Here is a 21149-nt window from a genome sequence, read left to right as displayed (position 1 = left end):
AAGATCCGCTGCTGCGAAGCGCTTTGCGTCCTCCCCACAAAGCTTATTTGCCCTTTAAAATGGAGAATTGGCGCTCAGAAGCGAGAAGGGCAGCATTAATCGTCAGGGCTGAGCTGCTTTGCTCTCTCTTGGGCCTTTTTAGCCTCTGCTGTTTTGCCAAAACCCAGGAGCGCTTTGGACATCCCCGCATAGGCAGAGGCAGAGGAGCTATCCAACGCCAGCGCGTGTTTATAGGCTTTAACAGCTTCTTCATAGCGTTCTAACAGTGTGAGTGTATCGCCCATATAGACATACGTGCTCGACGCTTGCCTGAGTGCGAGAGCCTGCTCAAATGCGAGGAGCGCCTCATCATAGCGCTCTAATCTCAGCAGCACATAGCCCATGCCGTGAAAGGCGGTAGCATCAGCAGGATGCTGCTGCAAAGCCACTTCGTATGCTGCCAAAGCCTGCTCATAATAGGTTCGCTCCTGCTTACGTCTTTCCTCTTCTCTCCTTTGTCTAAGAAGCTCTTTGCGCTCCTGAACTTGTCGTTCTCTGAGCGCTGCTTGTTGGCGAGCCTCTTCGCGTCTAGCTTCTCTCGACCGTCCAGCTTTGACGAAGGCATAAATCTTAACGAGGATGGTAGCCAGGGAAATAAAGTCAAGACCGATCATTAGTATAAGCAGGGGGAGAGAGGAAATATGGAGCAAAAAAACGACAAGAGACGTGCCTATAGCCAGCATACCTGCTAGTACGAGAACTATAAATGTTCTCAGCGGGATGGCAGGTTTAGGAAGAGAAAGAGGTGCAGTAGGCACTGGGCGAGGAACGAGGATGGGGGTATCAAGAGGCATGGATGGTGTTTCCCACACGTTGGGTGCGCTCACTGATGGGAGTGGAGGGATAAATTTCCCTTCTGGGAATACTTGACTATTGCGTGCAGGAGCAGTGATCTTCTTATCGAGTGTAGGAGAAGTGAATTTTTCGGCGAGGCGCTCGATTCCCAGTGCAACATCCACAAAGGCACTATCCCGGTTCTGCCAGGTGGTGACCGCTTTGCCATTGACAGGTAACATCTGAAGCTTCTCGAAAGGAGCACCTGTATACAGAACCGGACGAAGCAGCACAGGAACGACGTGGGCCAATCCTTGTTCATGACGATTCAGGGCGTGTCTCATCTCGACGCTGTAACAATAGCGAGAGGCCATGAACGAGGGACTGATGAGCAGCAAGATGATGGATGCTTGCGCTAAGTGCGTATTGATTTCACGTTTCCAATCGTCTCCGGCTGTGATCTCCCTATCGTGCCAGGAGGTGATGAGTCCGCGGTACTTTAGAATACTCAAGTGTTCCTCAAGCCGATCTCTTAGCGCTTTATCTCGGTGGGCATACGAGAAAAAGAGCATCTGTGTGGAGGAAAAAGCCCTTGCAAAGGCTTGAGCAAAAGCGTGTATATCAGGAAAACGCTTTTCCGGTCGTTTGGCTAAAGCGCGCAGTAGCACTATATCGAGCGCCGCTGGAAGCTCTGGATTGAAAGCGCCAGGGGAAGGTGGAAGGCTGCCGAGATGCTGCGACTTCACCGCTTCGCTATCTACGATAAATGGGGGACGCCCTGTCAGGAGATGGTAGGCCAAGCAGGCAAGCGCATATTGATCAGTTGCTGGTTCAGAGCACCCATCCCATTGCTCGGGAGCTATGTACATTGGCATGTTGCGGGCAGATTGGCTTATGCCATTGAGCTGCGCGCTACAAAAATCGGCAAGTAGCCAATGCGGTCGCTCCGGAGTCGTAGACTCGTCCAACAGAATATTGGAGGGTTTCACATTCAGATGAAGAACCTGGTGATCATGGGCATATTGTAAGGCATCAGCCACTTGTTGGACCACCTGCACAATCTCCTTCAAGGAGAGTTGCCTGTTGGAGCTTTGCTGCTCCAGTCGCTGGAGTAGCGAGCCCCTCCGGCGGTAAGGCATCACCACATAGAGGAGCCTGGTTCCGTCTATCTCAGCTTTACCATACTCGCAGAGGGGGAGGATATGGGGATGATCGAGCTTAGCAATGCTCCTTATCTCATGGACAGCTCTTCTAATACACTCTGCGTCACGATTCGCTGGCTCTTTGAGTACTACTTTGAGCGCAAAGAGTCGATCAAGGCGAGAATGTTCTGCCTGATAGACCGTGCTGGTCGCTGCTGGGCCAATTTGCTTTATCACTCGATAGTGATGCAGTTCTCTTCCTTAGAGCTGCATCAGCTCCTCACTTTCTGCTATGGGAAGATGAGAGCTGAGAAATAAGGGACGCATGCTTTCATCCTTCGCACAGTGCATGCTTCTCTAGAGAGTATAGCATGAATAAACCCACATAAGTGTATGAAGGGGAAATGAGGCCCAAAAAGTCCTGATGAGAAATGACACTTATAGCGCAATATCTTGAACTAGAACCGGGCAAGGCGTGCAAAATTTTCTCTCAGGCGCTTGACTTAGAGTATTCTCTAAGCTGTAAACTATGCTCATCTTTACAAGATGTTGGATGCGGCCGCGTCAACATTGATCAGAAAAAGCTAGAACGTTTGAGAGGATAGCATATGCAACAGGTACCGCTAGGAAAAACTGGCGCGCAAGTAAGCGCTCTCTGTCTGGGTTGCCTGGCCTTTGGAACCACTGTTAACGAAGAGACCGCTTACCAGTTGCTTGACCAGTATTTTGAGCAGGGCGGCCGCTTTCTCGACACCGCCAATAACTATTCCTTCTGGGTCAACGGCACATCGGGCGGCGAAAGTGAGGAGCTGCTCGGTCGCTGGATGAAGGACCGTCACAATCGCGATGAGATCTTCCTGGCCACGAAGGTAGGCGCGCGCCCGACGATCCCGGGCGCCACTGATTTCGCACATATAGAAGGCTTGTCGGCGCAAGCGATTGAGCAGGCTATCGATGGTAGTCTAATGCGTCTGGGTACCGATCATATCGATCTCTACTATGCGCATATCGATGATCGCCAAACGCCACTAGAAGAGACCCTGGAAGCCTTTGAGCGCCTGATTAAGTCTGGTAAGGTACGCCATATCGGCTGTAGCAATATGGCTACCTGGCGCATCGCAGAAGCGCGCACCATTAGTAAAGCGCACAACTTGACGCCATACTGTTGTGTTGAGCAGCGCTATTCATATCTGCGGCCCAAGCCCGGCGCTCAGTTCGGCATTCAGGTCTGTGTAGATGATGGGTTGCTTGACTATTGCAACACCCACGACGATTTCGCACTTTTAGCCTATTCGCCCCTTCTCTCCGGCTCTTATACACGTCAAGATGTCAACATTCCCCAGCAATATCTTGGCGCCGATAGCACTGCCCGGCTGGAGGCTTTGCATAAAGTGGCCCATGAGCTTGGCGTCAGCGAGAATCAGGTCGTGCTCGCCTGGCTCCTACAGAGCACACCGCGCGCTATACCAATCATTGCCGCCAGCCACAGCGAGCAGCTTAGCGAAAATCTGGCCGCCCTGAAGGTGCAGCTGAGCGCAGAGCAGATAAAACTGCTTACAGAGGCGACAGCCTGAGCAATTGGGGTCAGGTTACAGCATGGTATGCGTTGCCCGCCCTATTGCTCATTACCAATCAAATTTATCAATCAAGAACGTCCGGCTATAATGCAAAAGGATGGGGCTGCCATGGGGACAAACTGCCGGAGCAGCTACATTTGCTAGAGCTTTCAAGAGGGTTTGCTGCTCGCTACTGTTCAACTCGCGGCCTCGGCGTAGGGCCGAGCGGCAAGCCAGGCCAATGAGCAAATGATCTTCCCAGTCGGCACTATCCTCGGCAGCAATCTCTGCCAATTCAGGCAAATGGGCCACAAGTTGTTCGCCTCCCTCTCCACCTGGCACCGAGCGTATCAAGAAGCTACGCCCGCCAAAGCGCTCACATTCCAGACCCAGGCCGCGCAACATTGGCAAGCGCATCTCTAATAATTCGGCCTGGTGACGCTTCATCTCGACAATGACAGGTTCAAGGAGCAGATGGGCATCAGCACTTTCTTCCTGGGCGTCATCGGCATTGAAGCCGGCATAGGTCAAGCGCAAATGTTCATAAATGATCCGCTCGTGGGCTCTATGCTGATCGATCAGGTACAAGCTACCATCCGGAGCTTCGGCCAGAATTACCGCTTGCTGCAGCTGGGCCAGTGGATGCAAATGAGCCAGGATCTCGCCGCTCACAGGGGCCGTGGCCTGGGCTTTATATTCTTCTGCAGTTTCCGCGACATGGAGCCCGCGCCGACGCGGGCCGGGGAGACGGCGTTGCGTGGCCAGAATAGGTCCGGGAAAATCTATGGGCTCGGGCGAGGCAGGGCTACGCTCCAAAACTGATCTCACGGCCTGGGTCAAAGCGGCAACAATTTTATCCTCTTCAGCGAGTCGTACCTCGATCTTTCCTGGATGCACATTGGCATCAACTTCGGCAGGCGGAACATCGAGATGCAGGACCAGCAGCGGATGTTTTCCACGGGGCAATAATGTACGGTAGCCGCGCTCAAGCGCCTCCTGCAGAAAGCGTACCTGCACCCAGCGTCCATTGACAAACAGGGTGATATACTGGCGACCGCTTTGCGCCAGAACCCGGTTACCTAGAGCGCCATAGATATGGTAATGCCCCTCAGCATCCCTGACATCAATCTCCTCTATCATTTCTGTAAGGGGCAAGCGATAGAGCTCGGCCAGCGTTAGCACAAGCTCTCCGCTCCCGCTTGTCTGTAAAAGCGTGCGCTCATCGACAAGCAGACTGAAACGAATAGCCGGATAGCCAAGCGCATAGCGCTGCAGAAGTTGCAGCACGTGCCCATTTTCGGTACGCGCCCCGCGCATAAATTTAAGGCGGGCCGGCACGTTGTAGAATAGATCATTGACAGTCACGGTAGTACCGGGCAAGCGGGCGCGCCGTCCGCGCTGAATAAGCTCCCCTCCGCGCAGCGTTATCCAATGTCCTGGCTGTTCCTCCTCCTGGCCCGCAGTCTCAATCGCCCGGCTGAGAATCGTCACCTCGGCAACCTTAGCAATACTGGCCAAAGCCTCGCCCCGAAAGCCGAGCGTGCGCAAATGATCAAGATCTTCAAACGCGCTGATCTTGCTTGTGGTATGGTGCAAGCAGGCTTCCTCCAACTCACCCTCAAGGATGCCATAGCCGTCATCAATTACCCGAATCATGCGCAAGCCAGCCCCGCGAAGCTCGATGCGGATCTCATGAGCTCCTGCATCGAGAGCGTTCTCGATCAGTTCTTTGACCACCGAAGCAGGGCGCTCAACCACCTCACCGGCGGCAATACGCTCAGCCACATCCTGGGATAACTCCCGCATAGGAGTGCGCTGCAAAGACATATGCTGATCAGGCACAGAATTATACACCTGGCTCATCGTCGCAATCTATTTCTTTTCTTCTGTAACACAAACAATAGATTTAAGGCATCAAGCGGAGTAATCGCATATACATCGATATCTTCAAGGCCAGGCTCAGCATCCTCTGTCTGTTCAAGCATGAGAGCAACCATACGAGCCTCCTCGCTCTGCCACTCATAACTGCCCGCCTGCTCTTTTAGCAGAGCCCCATTGCTCTTATGTCTGTCAGCGGAATCGCGGTCCATATGCGCAAATACGTCATGCGTACCATCAATGCCCGCCTCCAGATGCTGCAACACCTCTTCTGCCCGGCGCACGATACCTGGAGGCATGCCGGCAAGTTTGGCCACATGCACGCCATAGCTACGCCCAATACAGCCAGGCATGACGCGATGAAGAAAGACGATTCCTCCCCGTTCATCATCGCTAATGGCCATGGTATAGACGCGCAAATGTGGCAACTCTTGAGCCATCCCAGCCAGTTCATGATAGTGGGTAGCAAAGAGCGTGCGCGCGCGCGTCTGATTGTGCAAGTGCTCTACCACGGCCCGCGCAATTGCCAGACCATCGTAGGTACTGGTCCCGCGCCCAATCTCATCAAGGATGATCAGGCTATGCAAGCTGGCGTGATGCAGAATAGTCGCGGTCTCTTCCATCTCGACCATAAAAGTACTCTTGCCCGAAGCAATATCGTCCTCTGCCCCCACTCGCGTAAAGATGCGATCGACAAGGCCAATATGCGCGCTTCGTGCAGGGACAAAGCTCCCGATCTGCGCCAGTAAGGTGATTAAAGCGACCTGGCGTAAATATGTGGATTTACCGGCCATATTTGGTCCGGTGAGCAAGAGAATGCGCGCCCCTTCATCGGATTCAAGATGCGTATCGTTAGGAATAAATACATCGCCGTCGAGGGTATATTCGACCACGGGATGTCGTCCGCCCACGATTTCCAAACCATGCCCATGCGCTACCTTTGGTCGCACATAGCCTTGATGCGCCGCGACTTCGGCAAAGCTCAGCAGGACATCGAAGCGCGCCACGGCAGCGGCAGTGGCACTCAATTGAGTATAGAATACCCCGAGCTGACGCAAGAGATCGGCATAGATGCTGCGTTCCATCTCTTCAATGCGCTCAACTGCACTCAGGATGCGCGCCTCGTGCTCCTTAAGCTCCGGGGTGATGAAGCGCTCGGCATTTACAAGCGTTTGCTTACGCATGTAATCAGGCGGCACGAGCTTGACATAAGAGTTGCTTACCTCTATATAGTAGCCAAAGACCTTATTAAAGCCGACCTTGAGCTTTTTAATGCCTGTGCGCTCCCGTTCACGCGCCTCTAACGAAACCATCCAGTGCCGCGAATCGCGAATCGAGGCAAAGAGCTCATCCAATTCCGGATGGAAGCCCGGGCGAATCATGCGTCCCTCATCGCCTTGATCGTCTTCGGCATCGGGGCGTACCAGGGCACGCTCAATCAGCTCTATTACCTGCGGGCAAGGATCTAGCGTCTCGGCAAGCTCACGCAGGAAAGCGGCATCACAGCCAGCCAGCAGCTCTTGCAGGCGCGGTATAACACCCAGATAATCGCGCAGTCCCAGCACCTCATTGCGCACAGCCGTCCCCTGGCGCACGCGCCCCGCAATACGTTCCAGGTCGCCAAGCTCTTGCAAGCACATAGTAAAGCGGCTGCGCATAGCCGGGCTCTCATAGAGCTCCTCAACGCTCTCAAGGCGCGCCTCCAACTCTCGCAGATCCAATAAAGGCTGCGTAATCGTGCGTCGCAGCTGGCGCGCTCCCATTGGCGTAACTGTCCTATCCAGAACGCTCAACAGACTGCCTTGCACGGTCCCGCTACGCGTTCCCTGCAGCAGTTCCAGATTACGCTGCGTATGGGCATCAAGGGCCATAAAGCTTGTAGTCCGATAAGAGCGCAGGCCGGTCAGCAGCGAAAGCAAGGCGCTATTCATCTTCTCCAGGTAGGCAATGATCGCGCCAGCCGCCGCAATGGCTTGCGGCTCATCGGCACAGCCATAGGCATCGAGCGACTGCACGCCAAAATGCCTGCATAAGCGCGTTTGTGCCGCCTCACGCTGAAAGAAATAAGGCGGACAGCGAGTCACAGTTACCGTTTTAGTGGGAAACTGATAAGCTTCCTGCTGGCTTCCCTCCAGGAGCAGGCATTCAACCGGCGCCAGGCGCTGCAGCTCTGCATCCAAGGCCACAGGCAGCTCATCAGGAGAAAACCAGGTCACCATAAATTCGCCAGTACTCACATCAACGACCGCCAGGCCAGCCTGGCCGCGCGCAGTCGCAATGGCTACCAGATAATTGTTCTGCCTGGTTGGTAAGAGATTTGGCTCAGAGAGTGTCCCAGCGGTCAAGATGCGAGTGACAGCACGATCAACGACGCCCTTGCCAACCTCGCCCACCTGGTCACATATGGCAACCTTGTGTCCACGCTGAACAAGTTTACCAACATAATTATCAAGGGCATGCAGCGGTATACCGGCTAGCGGAACTCTTTCCCCATCGTTGCCATAGCCGCGGCTGGTTAATACGATCTGTAGCTCACGAGAAGTGACATAAGCATCATCATCAAAGGTCTCGTAGAAATCCCCTACTTGATACAATAATATTGCATCTGGATATTGACTCTTAATTTGTAAATACTGTCTACGTGCGGGCGTCACCATAGGCCACCTATTTTTTTTACTCTTGAGATATGCCGTTTGTGCAATCGAACACCTGTACTTTATCGTATTCTTTACGGCTTGTCAAAAGGCGGCATTTGTAGACATAAGAGTCCTATTTGGCATATACAAAATGAGCGGGAGAGCTGATAGCATATAGCTGAAAACCCGCTCTCCCGCGCAACCTGCCAGCGGCTCACTTATGCCTGCTGGCAAGCAGTTTCTACCAATGCTGCTTCTGTAGCATCACCGGCACAACATACCATACATTCCCTAAGCCCTGACCTTTGGCTTGCTGCATATTAGTATCGCCAGCGTAGGTATACAGAGGATGCCCATCGTAATCAACTTGACTTCCATTGACGGTCTTATGGATCGTTAGCTTGGCTGGCAGAGGCATAGAGCTGATAAGCGGGCCATTGCTCAACAGCGGGGGCCAGGTTTTGGCACACGCGCCCATGCAGCTAGAATTGGGAGCTGGATCGCTTGAACGCGTATAGAGAATCTTGCCATCGCCTGTGGCAAGCACATTCTGCGTTGTTCCATCCATGTTGATCTGCACAACACGGATCAGCATCGGCTGGCCGTTTGGCTGGCCATTATTCGTTTGAGCTTGCGCATTTCCAGCGTCGCCGTTTTGTTGCGCATTGTTTTGCATATTTCCAGCATCGTTTTGCATGTTTCCGGCGGTGTTATTTTTGTTATAGTTCTGATCTTTTGTCTGATCTTTATGCTGACTATTGTCCTGCATACCGTTCTGTTTATCAGCTTTCATCCCGCCGTTTCCGGTTCCCATAGTATCGATCTGATTCTCTGGCCCCTTGCCAGACTTCTGCATGGTCGGCGTGGCTAAGACAACATTACTCGCCTGACTGGCCCCATTGCCATAACTGGCAGCATTGGCCTGATTCCCACAGGCTACTATAAATATGGCAGAAAGTAAGCCTATGGCTAATAGGACAGATCGCCTGAGAGTTACCATGTTATTATGCCCTCCTCTGGCATCAGTAGCACTACTTATATCCCCCAACTATTCCCTTCTTAATAAAAGCAAAGCACCGGCAAGATTCTGAATACACATCCGAGAAACAGGTCAAGCGCACTACGGCAGAATATGCGATGGCGGCGTCAGTACCTTGCCCATGCTTATAGATGCACACGTTACACATGGACCAAATTTGCAAAAAGTACCTTTTTCTTACCGAGCCTGAACTAGAGATCCGTCAAGGTTGACATGATGGGTGAAACCAGCGGGATGGTCGAGGGCGGCGCCCCCTTGACCTGGGGCCTGGAGCTGTGCCCCAGCTTCCCCTTTCCTTCCGCTGTCAGCAGGAGCGCACTCGTCACACAAGGTCTGACAAAGCACTAGTAAAAATAACTATTTCTGCCAACAAGGAACCAATCATAGCCAAATTTCGTAGAGTCTATGATATATTTGCTAAACCACTACTCTACACATAAAGGGGCAGTCGATGGTTGAACTAGCGACAACAATCAATACAGTAACCGTCTATTCCGATCGCGCCCTTATCGCACGACAAGGACGCATAAATCTTGAAGCTGGTATTCATGAATTACGCATCAATAATCTTCCTCAATTTCTGCATGACTCCCTACGAGCCTCCGGCAAAGGGCCACAGGGAACGCGCATTTTAAATGTTGATATTACTACGGCTTTTCATAGCCAGCCGCCAGAAGCTGATCTGCTCACGCTACAGACAGAACTAGAGCTCTTGCGCAATAAGCAACAACTCATCAAGGCACGTCAGAATGCGCTCCAGGATCGGCGCCACTGGCTTCGCTCGCTTGGAGATCGCTCAAAGGATTTTGCAAGAGGCCTGGCCCAGGGCCAGATGAAGCCACAGGATTGCGCCGATTTCTTTAGCTTTATGGCCGAGCAAGCCTTGCACGACGCCGAAGCAGCCCAGGATCTTGAAATACAGATGCGTCAGTTGCAAAGGGACATAGATGCCAAACAGCGCGAACTGGAGCAGAAGCAAGGCAAGCAATTGCCGGATCGCCTGGCTGCGGCAATTACCATCGAGACCGCCGAAGCCGGCGAGGTTGAATTAGAGATATCCTACCTTATCCTGAATGCCTCATGGTATCCACAGTACGATGTGCGGGTACAAATGAATGAGGAGCAAGACAACGGTGAAGTCGAAGTTACTTATGTCGGCATGGTCCAGCAGTCCAGCGGAGAGAGCTGGGATAATATTAGCCTCTCGCTCTCAACAGCGCGTCCCAGCCTTGCCGCCATATTACCAGAACTCGATCCCTGGTATCTCAATGCGCCCCCACCAGTTCCACGGCCAGCACCCATGTACGCGGCTGCATTTTCCGCACCTGGCGGGGCCCCTGTCTCAAAGCGGCGTACGGTACCGCTTGACGCGATTAACGAGGAGCAAGCTCTAAGTATTGCCGGGGCGGCGACGGCTCCCGAGCTAGCAATTGCTGGCATGGCGACGGCTACCGTCGAGCAGACCGGCACAGCGCTGGTTTTTCGCGTGGACCATGCTGTAGATATTCCATCCGATAATTCGCCCCATAAGACCACGATTGCCCATGTCAGCCTGCCATGCAGCTTTGATTACGTGAGCGCGCCAGTCCTGGAGGAACAGGCTCATTTGCGAGCTACTATCCACAATACAACCGAACAGGTTCTGCTCAATGGTTCAGCCAGCATTTTCCTGGGTGGCGAGTATGTTGGCACAACGCAGATTAAAACGACGGTACCCGATGAGAAGTTCAAAGTATTTCTCGGTATCGATGATCGAATCAAGGTCAAACGAGAACTGATCGAGCGCGCTGTAGACAAAGGCAATCTCTTGCAGAGCGATATTCGTCGTACTACCTATGCCTATCGCATTACAGTGCACAACTATGCAAATACCCCTCGGCACGTTATAGTTCGCGATCATTTACCGGTTCCGCGACATGAGCGCATCAAGGTGAAAACTCTCTCGATTCAACCACAGCCAGATAAGCATACAAGATTGGAAATCCTGGCCTGGCATTTTCTTTTGCCTGCAGAGGGGGAGCAGAAAATCGAATATCGTTTTACCGTTGAACATCCACAATCTATGCCTGTGGCAGGGCTCCTATAATATAAGGTTTACAAGATTACTTCAATGCTCTTAATATAAGATTTCTCGGTTGCTAATCAACACTAGAGGCGCTCTATCCCTTGATAGCTGTTGCAAGAGGATAGAGCATGCTCTCCAGAGACGCTTATAAATCAGCTACAAGGCTGCTCCAAACAGACCTTTTCACTTGACATATGAGCTCAGTTTCCCTAACATTAGCTTATTCCATAGTTATGCTATCTTTTTTCTGTCAAGTTCATGCAAAAGAGAGCAAATTGCTGCCAGAGAAATAGATCGAGCTGCTGGGGTTAGCTTACGGAGTAGAGAGCGATGGCAAGTTCACTTAATGCATCTTATATTTTTGTCTGCCATAGCCACAAAGATAACGACTTCTGTCGTCGGCTCACCTACGATCTTCGCACGGCACTTGATGATCCTACAGCCGTTTGGGATGGTCCTTTAGATGGACTCATGGGCGGGGACCTCAAATTACACAAAACTACGGAACAGCTGAAAGAATGCGAGATCTTCCTTGTTATGCTCTCTCACAATGCCGTAGCTGATGGCGATGTACGCCATCAAATCGACATAGCCCTGCAGTTGAAGAAACGCATTGTGCCCATTCTATATCAGCCATGCCAGATACCAATATTATTAAAGGGCATCATTCCCGTCTCATTTCTGCCTGCCGCCGAACAAACAGAAGTGAGCGCGGAGCTATACCAGCAGGCATTTCAGCAATTACTTATTGCGCTTCTACTGCCTCCTGAAGTTATTGAAGAGGCGAAGCTGAGGCTGAAGCAGGTGAGTGGAACAGGGCCGACCGAGACGCAGCACGGCGAAATCGCGCCTGAATCGGCCAGACCGAGCAAAACAGGCAGGCCGGCACAGGCTGAGACAATCAAAATAAATAAGACAGAACAGGGTGAGGCGATCCTTGCCGAACCGGGGCAAGCTTCTCTAGACAATCGACACCCGCGCCAGGGTGAGCGCCTCTACATCTATGATATTCATTCTGCCATTGTATGTAGCGTTGCCTGGTCCCCCGATGGTATGCGCATCGCCTCCGGTAGCGCCGATAAAACTGTACGCATCTGGGACGCCTCCACTGGCCACAATCTCCTGACCTATCGTGGCCATGCAGCCCAATTATTTCCTCCAGCTTATGTATTTACCGTCGCCTGGTCTCCCGATGGAACCTATATCGCTTCAGGGGGCAACGGCGCAAACATCCATGTCTGGCGAGCCGCCAATGGGCAAAAAGTAGCAGTCTATAGCGGGCACTTCGCTCCGCTGGCCAGCATATTCAGCATCGCCTGGTCTCCCAACGGCCAATGCATTGCCTCCACTAACCTCCATCCTCTCGACATAGCTATTCATCTCTGGGAGGCCCACACCGGGCAGCTGATACGCAAAATTGATGCCCGTGCCAGCTTCACCGATACCAGCCACTACACTGATGCAATCTCCTGCTCCCCCGATGGCATGCGCATCGCCTGCGCACAGGTTAAAGATGTGCGTATCTATAATGCTTTGACCGGCCAGCGCATCCTTATCTATGGACACAATGGCCGCTGGACAGGAGCCGTAGCCTGGTCCCCCGATGGCACACGCATCGCCTCTGGCGACGGCCAGAAAATACATATCTGGGACCCCATCACAGCTACCACGATCCGTACATATATTGGGCACACTTCGTCGGTCCAGCGCATCGCCTGGTCTCCCGATAGCCGCTATATCGCCTCTATCAGCGAAGATCAGCCAGAAGTCCATGTCTGGGAGACCCACACGGGCCTGCTCCTGCTCACCTATACAGGGCATAACAAACCACTGCGAACCATAGCCTGGTCCCTTGACGGCACACGCATCGCTTCGGCCGGCCTGGATAACACAGTCCATGTCTGGCACGCGATATAATATCAGCAGCATGGCCAGATGTAGAAAACCATTTCCCCATTTTACCCTGCACTGTGACATGCACAGGGTCAGAGAAAGGGGAGTGAAGTTAGACCGGCTTCACCCCCTTTTCGCTCACCCGACAAAAGAGGAAGGGTGAGTTTACACATCAGGAGTAAGGAATAAGACTATGCCATTTGATCTTCAACGAGCCCAACAGGACACGCCAGCTACCGCCAATCTCATCCATTTTAATAACGCCGGCTCTTCGCTCATGCCTCAACCCGTCCTGGAGGCAACCATAGCCCATCTACAACTTGAAGCTCAGATCGGTGGCTATGAAGCTGCTGACCGCGCACACAACGCAATTGAGCATACCTATGATGCAGCAGCCACGCTCATCGGCTGCCAACGCGATGAGATAGCTATCATTGAAAACGCTACGCGCGCCTGGGATATGGCTTTCTACTCTATTCCATTCAAGCCCGGGGATCGCATTCTTACTTCTATCGCCGAATACGCCAGCAACTATATTGCCTATCTACAGATTGCGCAAAAAACTGGAGCTAGCGTTGAGGCCATTCCCAACGATCCCTATGGCCAGCTCTCGATCGACGCACTGCGCAAGAGCATAGACGAGAGGGTGAAGCTCATTGCGATTACCCATGTGCCCACCAATGGTGGACTTGTCAATCCGGTCGCCGAAGTAGGCAAAGTTGCGCGCGAGGCTAATATTCTTTATCTCGTCGATGCCTGCCAATCAGTCGGGCAGATGCCCATCGACGTAAATAAGATTGGCTGTGATTTCCTCTCTGCAACCGGGCGCAAATATCTCCGCGGTCCCCGTGGCACCGGCTTTCTCTATGTGCGCAGCTCGGTCATTGAACAGCTTGAGCCACCCTTCCTTGACCTGCACGCGGCGCACTGGATAGAAAGTGATCGCTATGAAATACGTAGCGATGCTCGACGCTTCGAGAACTGGGAGACAAATTACGCCGGTAAAATCGGACTTGGCGTGGCCATTGACTATGCCTTAGAATGGGGGCTGGAGACAACCTGGCGCCGCATCAAAAATCTTGCTTATTTGCTGCGCACCCGGCTTAGCACGCTTCCCGGCGTCATCGTTCATGATCGCGGCATCACACAATGCGGAATCGTAACCTTTACCGTCGAAGACAAACGTCCTGAAGAGATTCAACAGCAGCTGGCCCAGCAGAATATCAACGTCACCATCAGTGAGCGAAGTTCAACCTTGCTGGATATGGATGAACGCAAATTGACGACGCTTGTACGCGCTTCGGTACACTATTTCAATAGTGAAGAGGAGATCGAACAATTCTGTACAGTGCTGTCCAGGCTCATCTAATGCCGTGCCTCCCCAGGCAGTAAAAACAGGGGCGAGATAGTAGCAAATTGATTACTATCTCGCCCACTTACGAGCCTTCTTGAACTTGTGAACTCACGTTACTGTTGCCCTTCTTGGACTCTGCATCTGAAGCGCGACCCACGCCGAGAATATGATCGTCAAAGCGCCGATAATCCAGGCAGACCAGGCCTCGCCAGCCAATCTTGTATAATTCAGAACCCAGGGTGAAATGAATACCCAGATGCCCAGTATAGTATTAATCCACTGCGGTATCGGGGATTCAGGAGTCGCCAGGGCCCACAAGGAAACCAGTACTATCACTACGCCTAAGATCCAGGCATTCCATGAACTCGTACCGTTGCCCCAGGTCGCGGTATACCAGGGCGATATGAAGAGGATAATACCTAGCACCACATCGGCCCAGTTTTGCCAGCGTGCCCATGGCGCAGCCACCATATTTTCTCGTAAATTCAGCATTATAACAGCCTCCTTGCAATACAGAGGAGAAGATCTTTGTTAGCCATCTTCTCCTCTGCAATTTTCAAAATTTGTTAGCTTAGCTGTCATATACATTTCTCCAGCCTGACTTCATTGCTACGCTTGAAGACAGGCCTTAGCTGCCGTCTCGATTAGCCCTCCTTTCTTTTGAGCAGAATGTGCACATTTCTCTGCATACTGGTATGGGCATGAACCTATCCACATCCCTGCAACATCCCTGCATACTCGTTGTCCCTACGTCCCAATTATAGCCAACTCAATTACATTTTGTCAAATGATGCAATAGACTATAAGCATATCAATTACACTTAAAGAATAACGCAGAGCTAAATAATCACAACAAGATGGATAAGCTCCCTCAACCGGGCGCAACCCATCTTCAGCCGGGAAAAGCTGGCGGGAGAGATCAGATCAAGGGGAGCAGAAAGAATTGGTCCCGAGAAAGACAGTTCCTCAGCCATAAGCAAGAGATGATATAATATTCATAATACCCGAATATAAGCCACCCAGCAGCAATCTCAGATAAGTATATAGAGAGGGACACATGAGCCGATTTCTTGATGCCCTTGCCCAGCAGGTCTTGATCTACGATGGGGCAATGGGCTCTAATATACAACGTTACCAGCTCAGCGCCGAAGACTATGGGGGCCAGGCGACCGAAGGCTGTAATGAATACCTGGTCCTCACCAAACCTACAGTGATCGAAGAGATCCATGCCGGCTTTCTGGAAGCCGGTTGCGATGTCATCGAGACAGATTCATTTACAGCCAGCCGTCTCAAGCTTGACGAATACGGGCTTGGCCATCTTACGCACGAGGTCAATCTTACGGCCGCCCGCCTCGCTCGGCGCCTTGCCGACAGCTATAGCACGCCAGCTCAGCCACGCTTCGTTGCTGGCTCCATCGGTCCTACCGGCATGTTGCCCTCATCTGACGATCCACTGCTGAGCAACATCACCTATCAACAGCTCGCCGAGGTCTTTCGCGAGCAGGCAGCTTCGCTCCTCGAAGGCGGCGTCGATGTGCTCCTCATTGAGACCAGCCAGGATATCTTAGAAGTACGCGCGGCAATTACAGGGATACGCCGGGCCATGCAACAGTCTGGGCGCCAGGTACCTATACAGGCTCAGGTCTCACTGGATACCAGCGGCCGCATGCTCCTCGGAACCGACATTGCCGCGGTTATGCATACCCTGGTCTCTCTGCGCGTTGACGTGATCGGCCTCAACTGCTCAACCGGGCCAGAGTATATGCGCGAGCCGGTACGCTTCTTAGCTGAGAATTGTCCCTTACCTATCTCGACAATCCCAAACGCCGGTATTCCGCTTAATGTTAACGGCCAGGCGGTCTATCCCCTGGAACCTGAGCCTATGGCGCTGGCCTTGCGCGAGTTTATTACCGAGTTTGGCGTTAACGTTATCGGCGGCTGCTGCGGTAGCAGCCACGAACACTTACAGGCTATCGTCAAAGCCTGTCGCCAGGCTCCGCGCCATGCCCGCCCTCTACTTGCCAATAATTTCGCGGCCAAAGATTTTGGCAAGATCACCACACCCTTTGCAACAAGTGGCATTCGCGCCACAGACATGCAGCAAGATCCGCCACCTTTGTTAATAGGTGAACGTGTCAATGCTCAGGGTAGCCGCAAGGCCAAGCAAGCCTTGCTGGCCGACGATTATGATACCCTGCTAGTCATAGGACGCGAACAGGTTGAGGGCGGCGCACACATCCTCGATGTCCAGGTTGCCTTGACCGAGCGAACCGACGAAGACAAACAAATGGCCAAATTGGTGAAAAAACTGTCTATGGGGATCGAGGCTCCTCTGGTCATCGATAGTACCGAAGCTAATGTGATACAGGCTGCGCTTGAGACCTATCCCGGGCGCGCAATTATCAACTCCATCAATATGGAAACCGGTCGCCAACGTATTGATAGCATTCTGCCGCTCGCTCTAGAACACGGCTCGGCAGTTGTCGCCCTGACCATCGATGAGATTGGCATGGGTAAGACAACCGAGCGCAAAGTGCAGATAGCGCATGCGATCTACGATATCTGCGTCAACGAATATGGGCTTCCCCCGAGCGCGCTTATCTTCGATCCGCTGACTTTCCCGGTCACTACCGGTCAGGAAGAGTTGCAGACCGCCGCGATCGAGACCCTCGACGCGATCAAGCGCATCAAGCAAGAGTTACCCGAAGTATTGACCATTCTAGGCGTGAGCAACGTTTCGTTCGGCCTCAAGCCTCATGCCAGGGCTGTGCTCAATAGCGTTTTTCTGTATCATGCAGTCAAGGTCGGGCTGGATATGGCCATCGTCAATCCAACGCATATCAAGCCCTATGCGGAAATCGATGCAGAGCAGCGCCAGCTTGCCGATGATCTTATCTTCAATCGTCCCGACGCCTTGCCGCGCTACATTGCTTACTTTGAAGAGCATGGTCCCCAGCAGAAAGGCCAGAGCGCTCAAGTAGATCCGACTGAAGGCATGAGCGTGGCTGAGCGCATTCATTGGCAAATCTTGCACCGCCGTAAAGAGGGCATTGAGCCACTTATCGATCAAGTCATTGCTGAAAGGGCCGAGGAGCAAGAGGTTGGGAAAGGCGAGGCGGCGGTAAACGTCCTTAATACTGTGCTACTACCGGCGATGAAAGATGTAGGAGATCGCTTTGGCGCCGGCGAGCTCATTCTTCCCTTTGTCTTACAATCGGCCGAGGTTATGAAACGGGCGGTAGCCCATCTGGAAAATTATCTTGAGAGGAAGGAAGGCTATACCAAAGGTAAAGTGGTACTGGCCACAGTCTTTGGCGATGTCCACGATATTGGCAAAAATCTTGTCAATACGATCCTCAGCAATAATGGCTATACCGTCTATGACCTGGGCAAACAGGTACCTTTGAACACCATTCTTGATAAGGCGATAGAGGTTAAGGCCGACGCTATCGGGCTCTCTGCTCTCCTTGTCAGTACATCCAAGCAGATGCCCCTCTGCGTCAAAGAGCTCTATAAGCGCCAGCTCAATTTCCCGGTAATTGTGGGTGGCGCTGCCATCAATCGCTCCTTTGGGCGACGCATTCTCTTTGTAGACGAGCAGACTGAAGAGGCGGTACCTAATCCTTACGAGCCAGGTGTATTCTATGCCCGCGATGCATTCGAAGGTTTGGATATCGTCGACAAGCTGACAAACTCGCACGAAGAGCGCGCGGCCCTGGTGGAGCGCATCAAACAGGAGGCACTACGCGAGCGTTTGAAGAAGGCAGCCCAAGCCAGCGCGGAAAGCAGGCCACAGGCTGAGGATGAAACACCATCTGCCAGCATTCAGGCAGCGCTTTCTATTCCCACACCACCATTCTGGGGCTCACGCGTGCTGGACCGCATCGGGCTCGAAGATATTATCGAGTGTGCAGATCTCAATACGCTCTATCGGCTCCATTGGGGTGGAAAAGCCCACGGCGCCGACTTCCAACGCCTGGTCGAGCAAGAGTTTCGTCCGCGCCTCGAACGAATGCTTCGTGAAGCACGCCAGCAGCGCTATCTGCAGCCCAGGGTCATCTATGGCTACTTCCCCTGTCAGTCAAAGGGCAATTCTTTGATAGTCTACGATCCACAAAGTTTATCCGCAGGAGAGAGCATCAGCTCAGCTTCGCTGCGCGAACTTACGCGTTTCCACTTCCCACGTCAGGCCGAGCGCGAGCGGCTCTGCCTTGCCGATTACTTTGCTTCAGTCGAGAGCGGTAAACTTGATGTCGTCGCGCTTCAGGTAGTTACTATGGGCAAAGAGGCAAGCGAGAGAATTCAGCAGATTCAGCAGGAGGGCAACTATTCAGAGGCCTACTTTATGCACGGGCTCTCTGTCGAGCTGGCCGAAGCGCTGGCCGAATATACCAATCGCCTGATCCGCAAGGAGCTCCAACTAGACGAGCCGAGAGGTCGGCGCTACAGCTGGGGCTATTCGGCTATACCGGAACTTGAAGAACATGGCCGGCTCTTTGAAGCCTTGCCAGTTCGTACAGCAATCGATGTTGATCTTACAGAGGCTTATCAGCTCATTCCTGAGCAATCGACTGCAGCTATTGTTGTTCATCATCAGCAGGCTTCGTACTTCGCAGTGCGGCAAGCAGCAGAAACCGCACAAGTGTAGTTTTAGGTGGATCTGGGAGTCTCCGTCTGGAGATTTCCAGATCTTGCTCGCTTCCTCCCTCAAGCTCCGCATCACTATCCGTTGGGGCAATGGTTACAAGAGGTTCAATCTTATCTCCTACGTCAGATTTCATAGCGGGAATACCCCTTCCGTCTGTCTCTATGCGCCTGCTTAGTAAAGCACAGCCCATATGGCCAATCTCACTATCTGAGAAGTTTATTCAAAGAGACGCATTACAAGAGCTCTATGGGTAGCATTACAACTTCCTCTCCCTCGCCACAAAGCAAACCAGGCTACATGCCCCCTTCCATGTACCACGCGGCCACGCAAGCGTCAGGTTCCCAACTTTTAGCAGATATGATATACTCTATTAACACTTACATTTCTCTATGGGATACAAAAATGCGTAACCTCGTAAACTATCGATTGCAGTATTGCACCTGTCTCTGCGTTCACAGAAGTGACATACGTAGCTCAGTCTTCTGTGAACGTAAGGGCGCGCATGCCTAGTAAACGTACGTATTGTTCTACCTGCCACGTCCTCTATCTGAGCTACCGCATCTCAACGCTGTTCGCACTCACCCGAAATCTTATGTAAAGAGGAGATGGGGTCATGTCTACGATTTCACCAAGACCGGTGTACTTATACAACACGCTGACCAGAAGCAAGGACCTGTTTCAGCCGCTTAATCCACCACGCGTGACCATCTATAGTTGCGGCCCAACAGTTTACAAAGATATTCATATTGGCAATATGCGCACCTTCACAATGACCGACTGGGTGCGCCGGATGCTTGAATACAACGGATACGACGTCTTTCTTGTGCGCAACATTACTGACGTTGGGCATTTACAAAACGATACCGAAGAGAGCGGCGAAGATAAGCTAGAGCATGCTGCCAGGCAAACAGGCCGCTCGGCATATGAGATAGCTGCTCACTATACCCAGCAATACATTCAGGAATCAGAAGCCCTGAACATCTTGCCGCCGCATCTGAGCCCTAAAGCTACAGACCATATTGCCGAGATGCAAGCCATGATCGAAAAACTTGTCGAGCGCGATCTGGCCTATGTCAGCGACGGCAACGTCTACTATGATGTGAGCCGCTTCCCCAATTACGGAGCGCTTTCGGGCAATACCATCGAGAACCTGCGCGAGGGCGGCCACGGTCGCCAGCAAATGGAGATCGCCGAAGATAAAGCCGCTCCCGAAGACTTCGCGCTCTGGAAGCATGGAGATGCGAGCCGTCAGATGAACTGGTCAAGCCCCTGGGGCACTGGCTTCCCCGGCTGGCATATCGAATGCTCGGCCATGGCGACAAAATACCTTGGTGAGCAATTTGATATTCACACTGGTGGCGTCGATCTGGTCTTCCCTCACCACGAAGACGAAATCGCCCAGAGCGAAGGCGTAAGCGGGAAACGACCGGTGCAGGTGTGGGTGCATGGGGAATTCCTGGATCTGGCCAACAGCAAGATGTCGCGCTCCCTTGGCAACGTTATTCTGGTTAGAACGCTGGCCGAGCAAGGCATCGATCCCCTGGCCTTCCGTTACCTGATGCTCACTGCACATTACCGCACCAAGCTGAACTTTACTGAGGAGTCACTCACAGCCGCCCAGAATGGCTTGAACAACTTACGGGCCGATCTGGCCGAGCTGCCCATTCAGGAAGGCTCCGGCGTATGGTCAGACGAAGCCGAGAAGTTGCATGCGGCCTTCCACGAAGCAGTAAATAACGATCTGGAGCTTCCAACTGCTCTGAGCCTCACGCGCGAGGCAGCCCGCTCCTCCAAGCTAGCGCCTGACGAACGCCGCCGCCTGGTTCTCGACTTTGATCGCGTGTTGGGGCTGCGTCTTGACGAGGTTCAGCCCAAGGTTCCACGTCAGATTAGCGAGGAGGCTCTGAGCCTGGTTCGGCAGAGAGATGAGGCACGCGCCGCCCGTAACTGGAAACTCTCGGATCAGTTGCGCGATCAGCTCAAGGCTATGGGCTTCGAAGTACGCGATACCCCAAAGGGCACCGAATTGGTGTAATATATAATAGATTGCTCGGAAGCAAGCAGATGAGCAGTTCGAGGAATTTCGGACTGCTCTCCGAGGCAAACAGCCTGACAGTTCTAAACG

11 protein-coding genes are annotated in these 21149 nt (G+C 52.6%); 6 read left to right on the top strand and 5 right to left on the bottom strand.

Annotated elements, in window-relative coordinates:
• Nucleotides 1-95: 95 nt before the first annotated feature.
• Nucleotides 96-2192 (bottom strand): protein kinase domain-containing protein, encoded by a 2097-nt coding sequence (locus EPA93_RS40120; protein WP_129892914.1) that lies wholly within the window; start codon nt 2190-2192, stop codon nt 96-98.
• A 371-nt stretch (nt 2193-2563) separates the two neighbouring features.
• On the opposite strand from EPA93_RS40120, the gene EPA93_RS40115 reads away from it, so the two are divergent.
• The gene (locus EPA93_RS40115) at nt 2564-3529 is read left to right on the top strand and encodes an aldo/keto reductase (protein WP_129892913.1); all 966 of its coding nucleotides are present in this window, start codon (nt 2564-2566) and stop codon (nt 3527-3529) included.
• Between the two features lie 51 nt (nt 3530-3580).
• Here the strand turns inward: EPA93_RS40115 and mutL are convergent, their stop codons facing one another.
• From mutL to EPA93_RS40100, 3 genes are all read right to left on the bottom strand, one after another.
• On the bottom strand, nt 3581-5353 hold the full coding sequence (mutL, locus tag EPA93_RS40110; RefSeq protein ID WP_165423716.1) for a DNA mismatch repair endonuclease MutL: 1773 nt from the start codon (nt 5351-5353) through the stop codon (nt 3581-3583).
• A 17-nt stretch (nt 5354-5370) separates the two neighbouring features.
• Entirely contained in the window at nt 5371-8046 is a 2676-nt protein-coding gene (gene mutS / locus EPA93_RS40105) for a DNA mismatch repair protein MutS (RefSeq protein ID WP_129892911.1), read from the bottom strand.
• A 220-nt stretch (nt 8047-8266) separates the two neighbouring features.
• Nucleotides 8267-9025, bottom strand: a complete 759-nt coding sequence (locus EPA93_RS40100; RefSeq protein ID WP_129892910.1) for a COG4315 family predicted lipoprotein — start codon at nt 9023-9025, stop codon at nt 8267-8269.
• Nucleotides 9026-9515: 490 nt separating this feature from the next.
• Here EPA93_RS40100 and EPA93_RS40095 point away from each other — a divergent pair, with 490 nt between their 5' ends.
• From EPA93_RS40095 to EPA93_RS40085, 3 genes are all read left to right on the top strand, one after another.
• Entirely contained in the window at nt 9516-11150 is a 1635-nt protein-coding gene (locus tag EPA93_RS40095; protein ID WP_129892909.1) for a mucoidy inhibitor MuiA family protein, read from the top strand.
• Nucleotides 11151-11459: 309 nt separating this feature from the next.
• On the top strand, nt 11460-13046 hold the full coding sequence (locus tag EPA93_RS40090; RefSeq protein ID WP_129892908.1) for a toll/interleukin-1 receptor domain-containing protein: 1587 nt from the start codon (nt 11460-11462) through the stop codon (nt 13044-13046).
• Between the two features lie 169 nt (nt 13047-13215).
• Nucleotides 13216-14391 carry an aminotransferase class V-fold PLP-dependent enzyme gene (locus tag EPA93_RS40085; RefSeq protein ID WP_129892907.1) on the top strand — a complete coding sequence of 392 codons (1176 nt, stop codon included), beginning with the start codon at nt 13216-13218 and terminating at the stop codon, nt 14389-14391.
• Between the two features lie 93 nt (nt 14392-14484).
• Here EPA93_RS40085 and EPA93_RS40080 read toward each other — a convergent pair whose 3' ends face one another.
• A complete protein-coding gene (locus EPA93_RS40080) occupies nt 14485-14868 on the bottom strand; it encodes an SPW repeat protein (RefSeq protein WP_129892906.1) in 384 nt (127 codons plus the stop codon).
• A gap of 565 nt (nt 14869-15433) precedes the next feature.
• On the opposite strand from EPA93_RS40080, the gene metH reads away from it, so the two are divergent.
• Both metH and cysS read left to right on the top strand, forming a co-directional pair.
• On the top strand, nt 15434-19024 hold the full coding sequence (metH, locus tag EPA93_RS40075; protein WP_129892905.1) for a methionine synthase: 3591 nt from the start codon (nt 15434-15436) through the stop codon (nt 19022-19024).
• A gap of 613 nt (nt 19025-19637) precedes the next feature.
• Nucleotides 19638-21059, top strand: coding sequence for a cysteine--tRNA ligase (gene cysS, locus EPA93_RS40070; RefSeq protein WP_129892904.1), 1422 nt, complete (start codon nt 19638-19640; stop codon nt 21057-21059).
• The last annotated feature ends 90 nt before the right edge of the window (nt 21060-21149 follow it).

Source organism: Ktedonosporobacter rubrisoli, from assembly GCF_004208415.1.
Classification (GTDB): domain Bacteria; phylum Chloroflexota; class Ktedonobacteria; order Ktedonobacterales; family Ktedonobacteraceae; genus Ktedonosporobacter; species Ktedonosporobacter rubrisoli.
The sequence above is the reverse complement of the archived record's forward strand: the minus strand, read 5'-3'. Positions and strand labels throughout refer to the sequence as shown.

What these genes read in the sequence shown, in the direction of transcription:
- EPA93_RS40115 (WP_129892913.1), top strand. Translation starts at nt 2,564, where the DNA reads ATGCAACAGGTACCGCTAGGAAAAACTGGCGCGCAAGTAAGCGCTCTC.
- mutS (WP_129892911.1), bottom strand. Translation starts at nt 8,046, where the DNA reads ATGGTGACGCCCGCACGTAGACAGTATTTACAAATTAAGAGTCAATAT.
- EPA93_RS40100 (WP_129892910.1), bottom strand. Translation starts at nt 9,025, where the DNA reads ATGGTAACTCTCAGGCGATCTGTCCTATTAGCCATAGGCTTACTTTCT.
- EPA93_RS40095 (WP_129892909.1), top strand. Translation starts at nt 9,516, where the DNA reads ATGGTTGAACTAGCGACAACAATCAATACAGTAACCGTCTATTCCGAT.
- EPA93_RS40090 (WP_129892908.1), top strand. Translation starts at nt 11,460, where the DNA reads ATGGCAAGTTCACTTAATGCATCTTATATTTTTGTCTGCCATAGCCAC.
- EPA93_RS40085 (WP_129892907.1), top strand. Translation starts at nt 13,216, where the DNA reads ATGCCATTTGATCTTCAACGAGCCCAACAGGACACGCCAGCTACCGCC.
- EPA93_RS40080 (WP_129892906.1), bottom strand. Translation starts at nt 14,868, where the DNA reads ATGCTGAATTTACGAGAAAATATGGTGGCTGCGCCATGGGCACGCTGG.
- metH (WP_129892905.1), top strand. Translation starts at nt 15,434, where the DNA reads ATGAGCCGATTTCTTGATGCCCTTGCCCAGCAGGTCTTGATCTACGAT.
- cysS (WP_129892904.1), top strand. Translation starts at nt 19,638, where the DNA reads ATGTCTACGATTTCACCAAGACCGGTGTACTTATACAACACGCTGACC.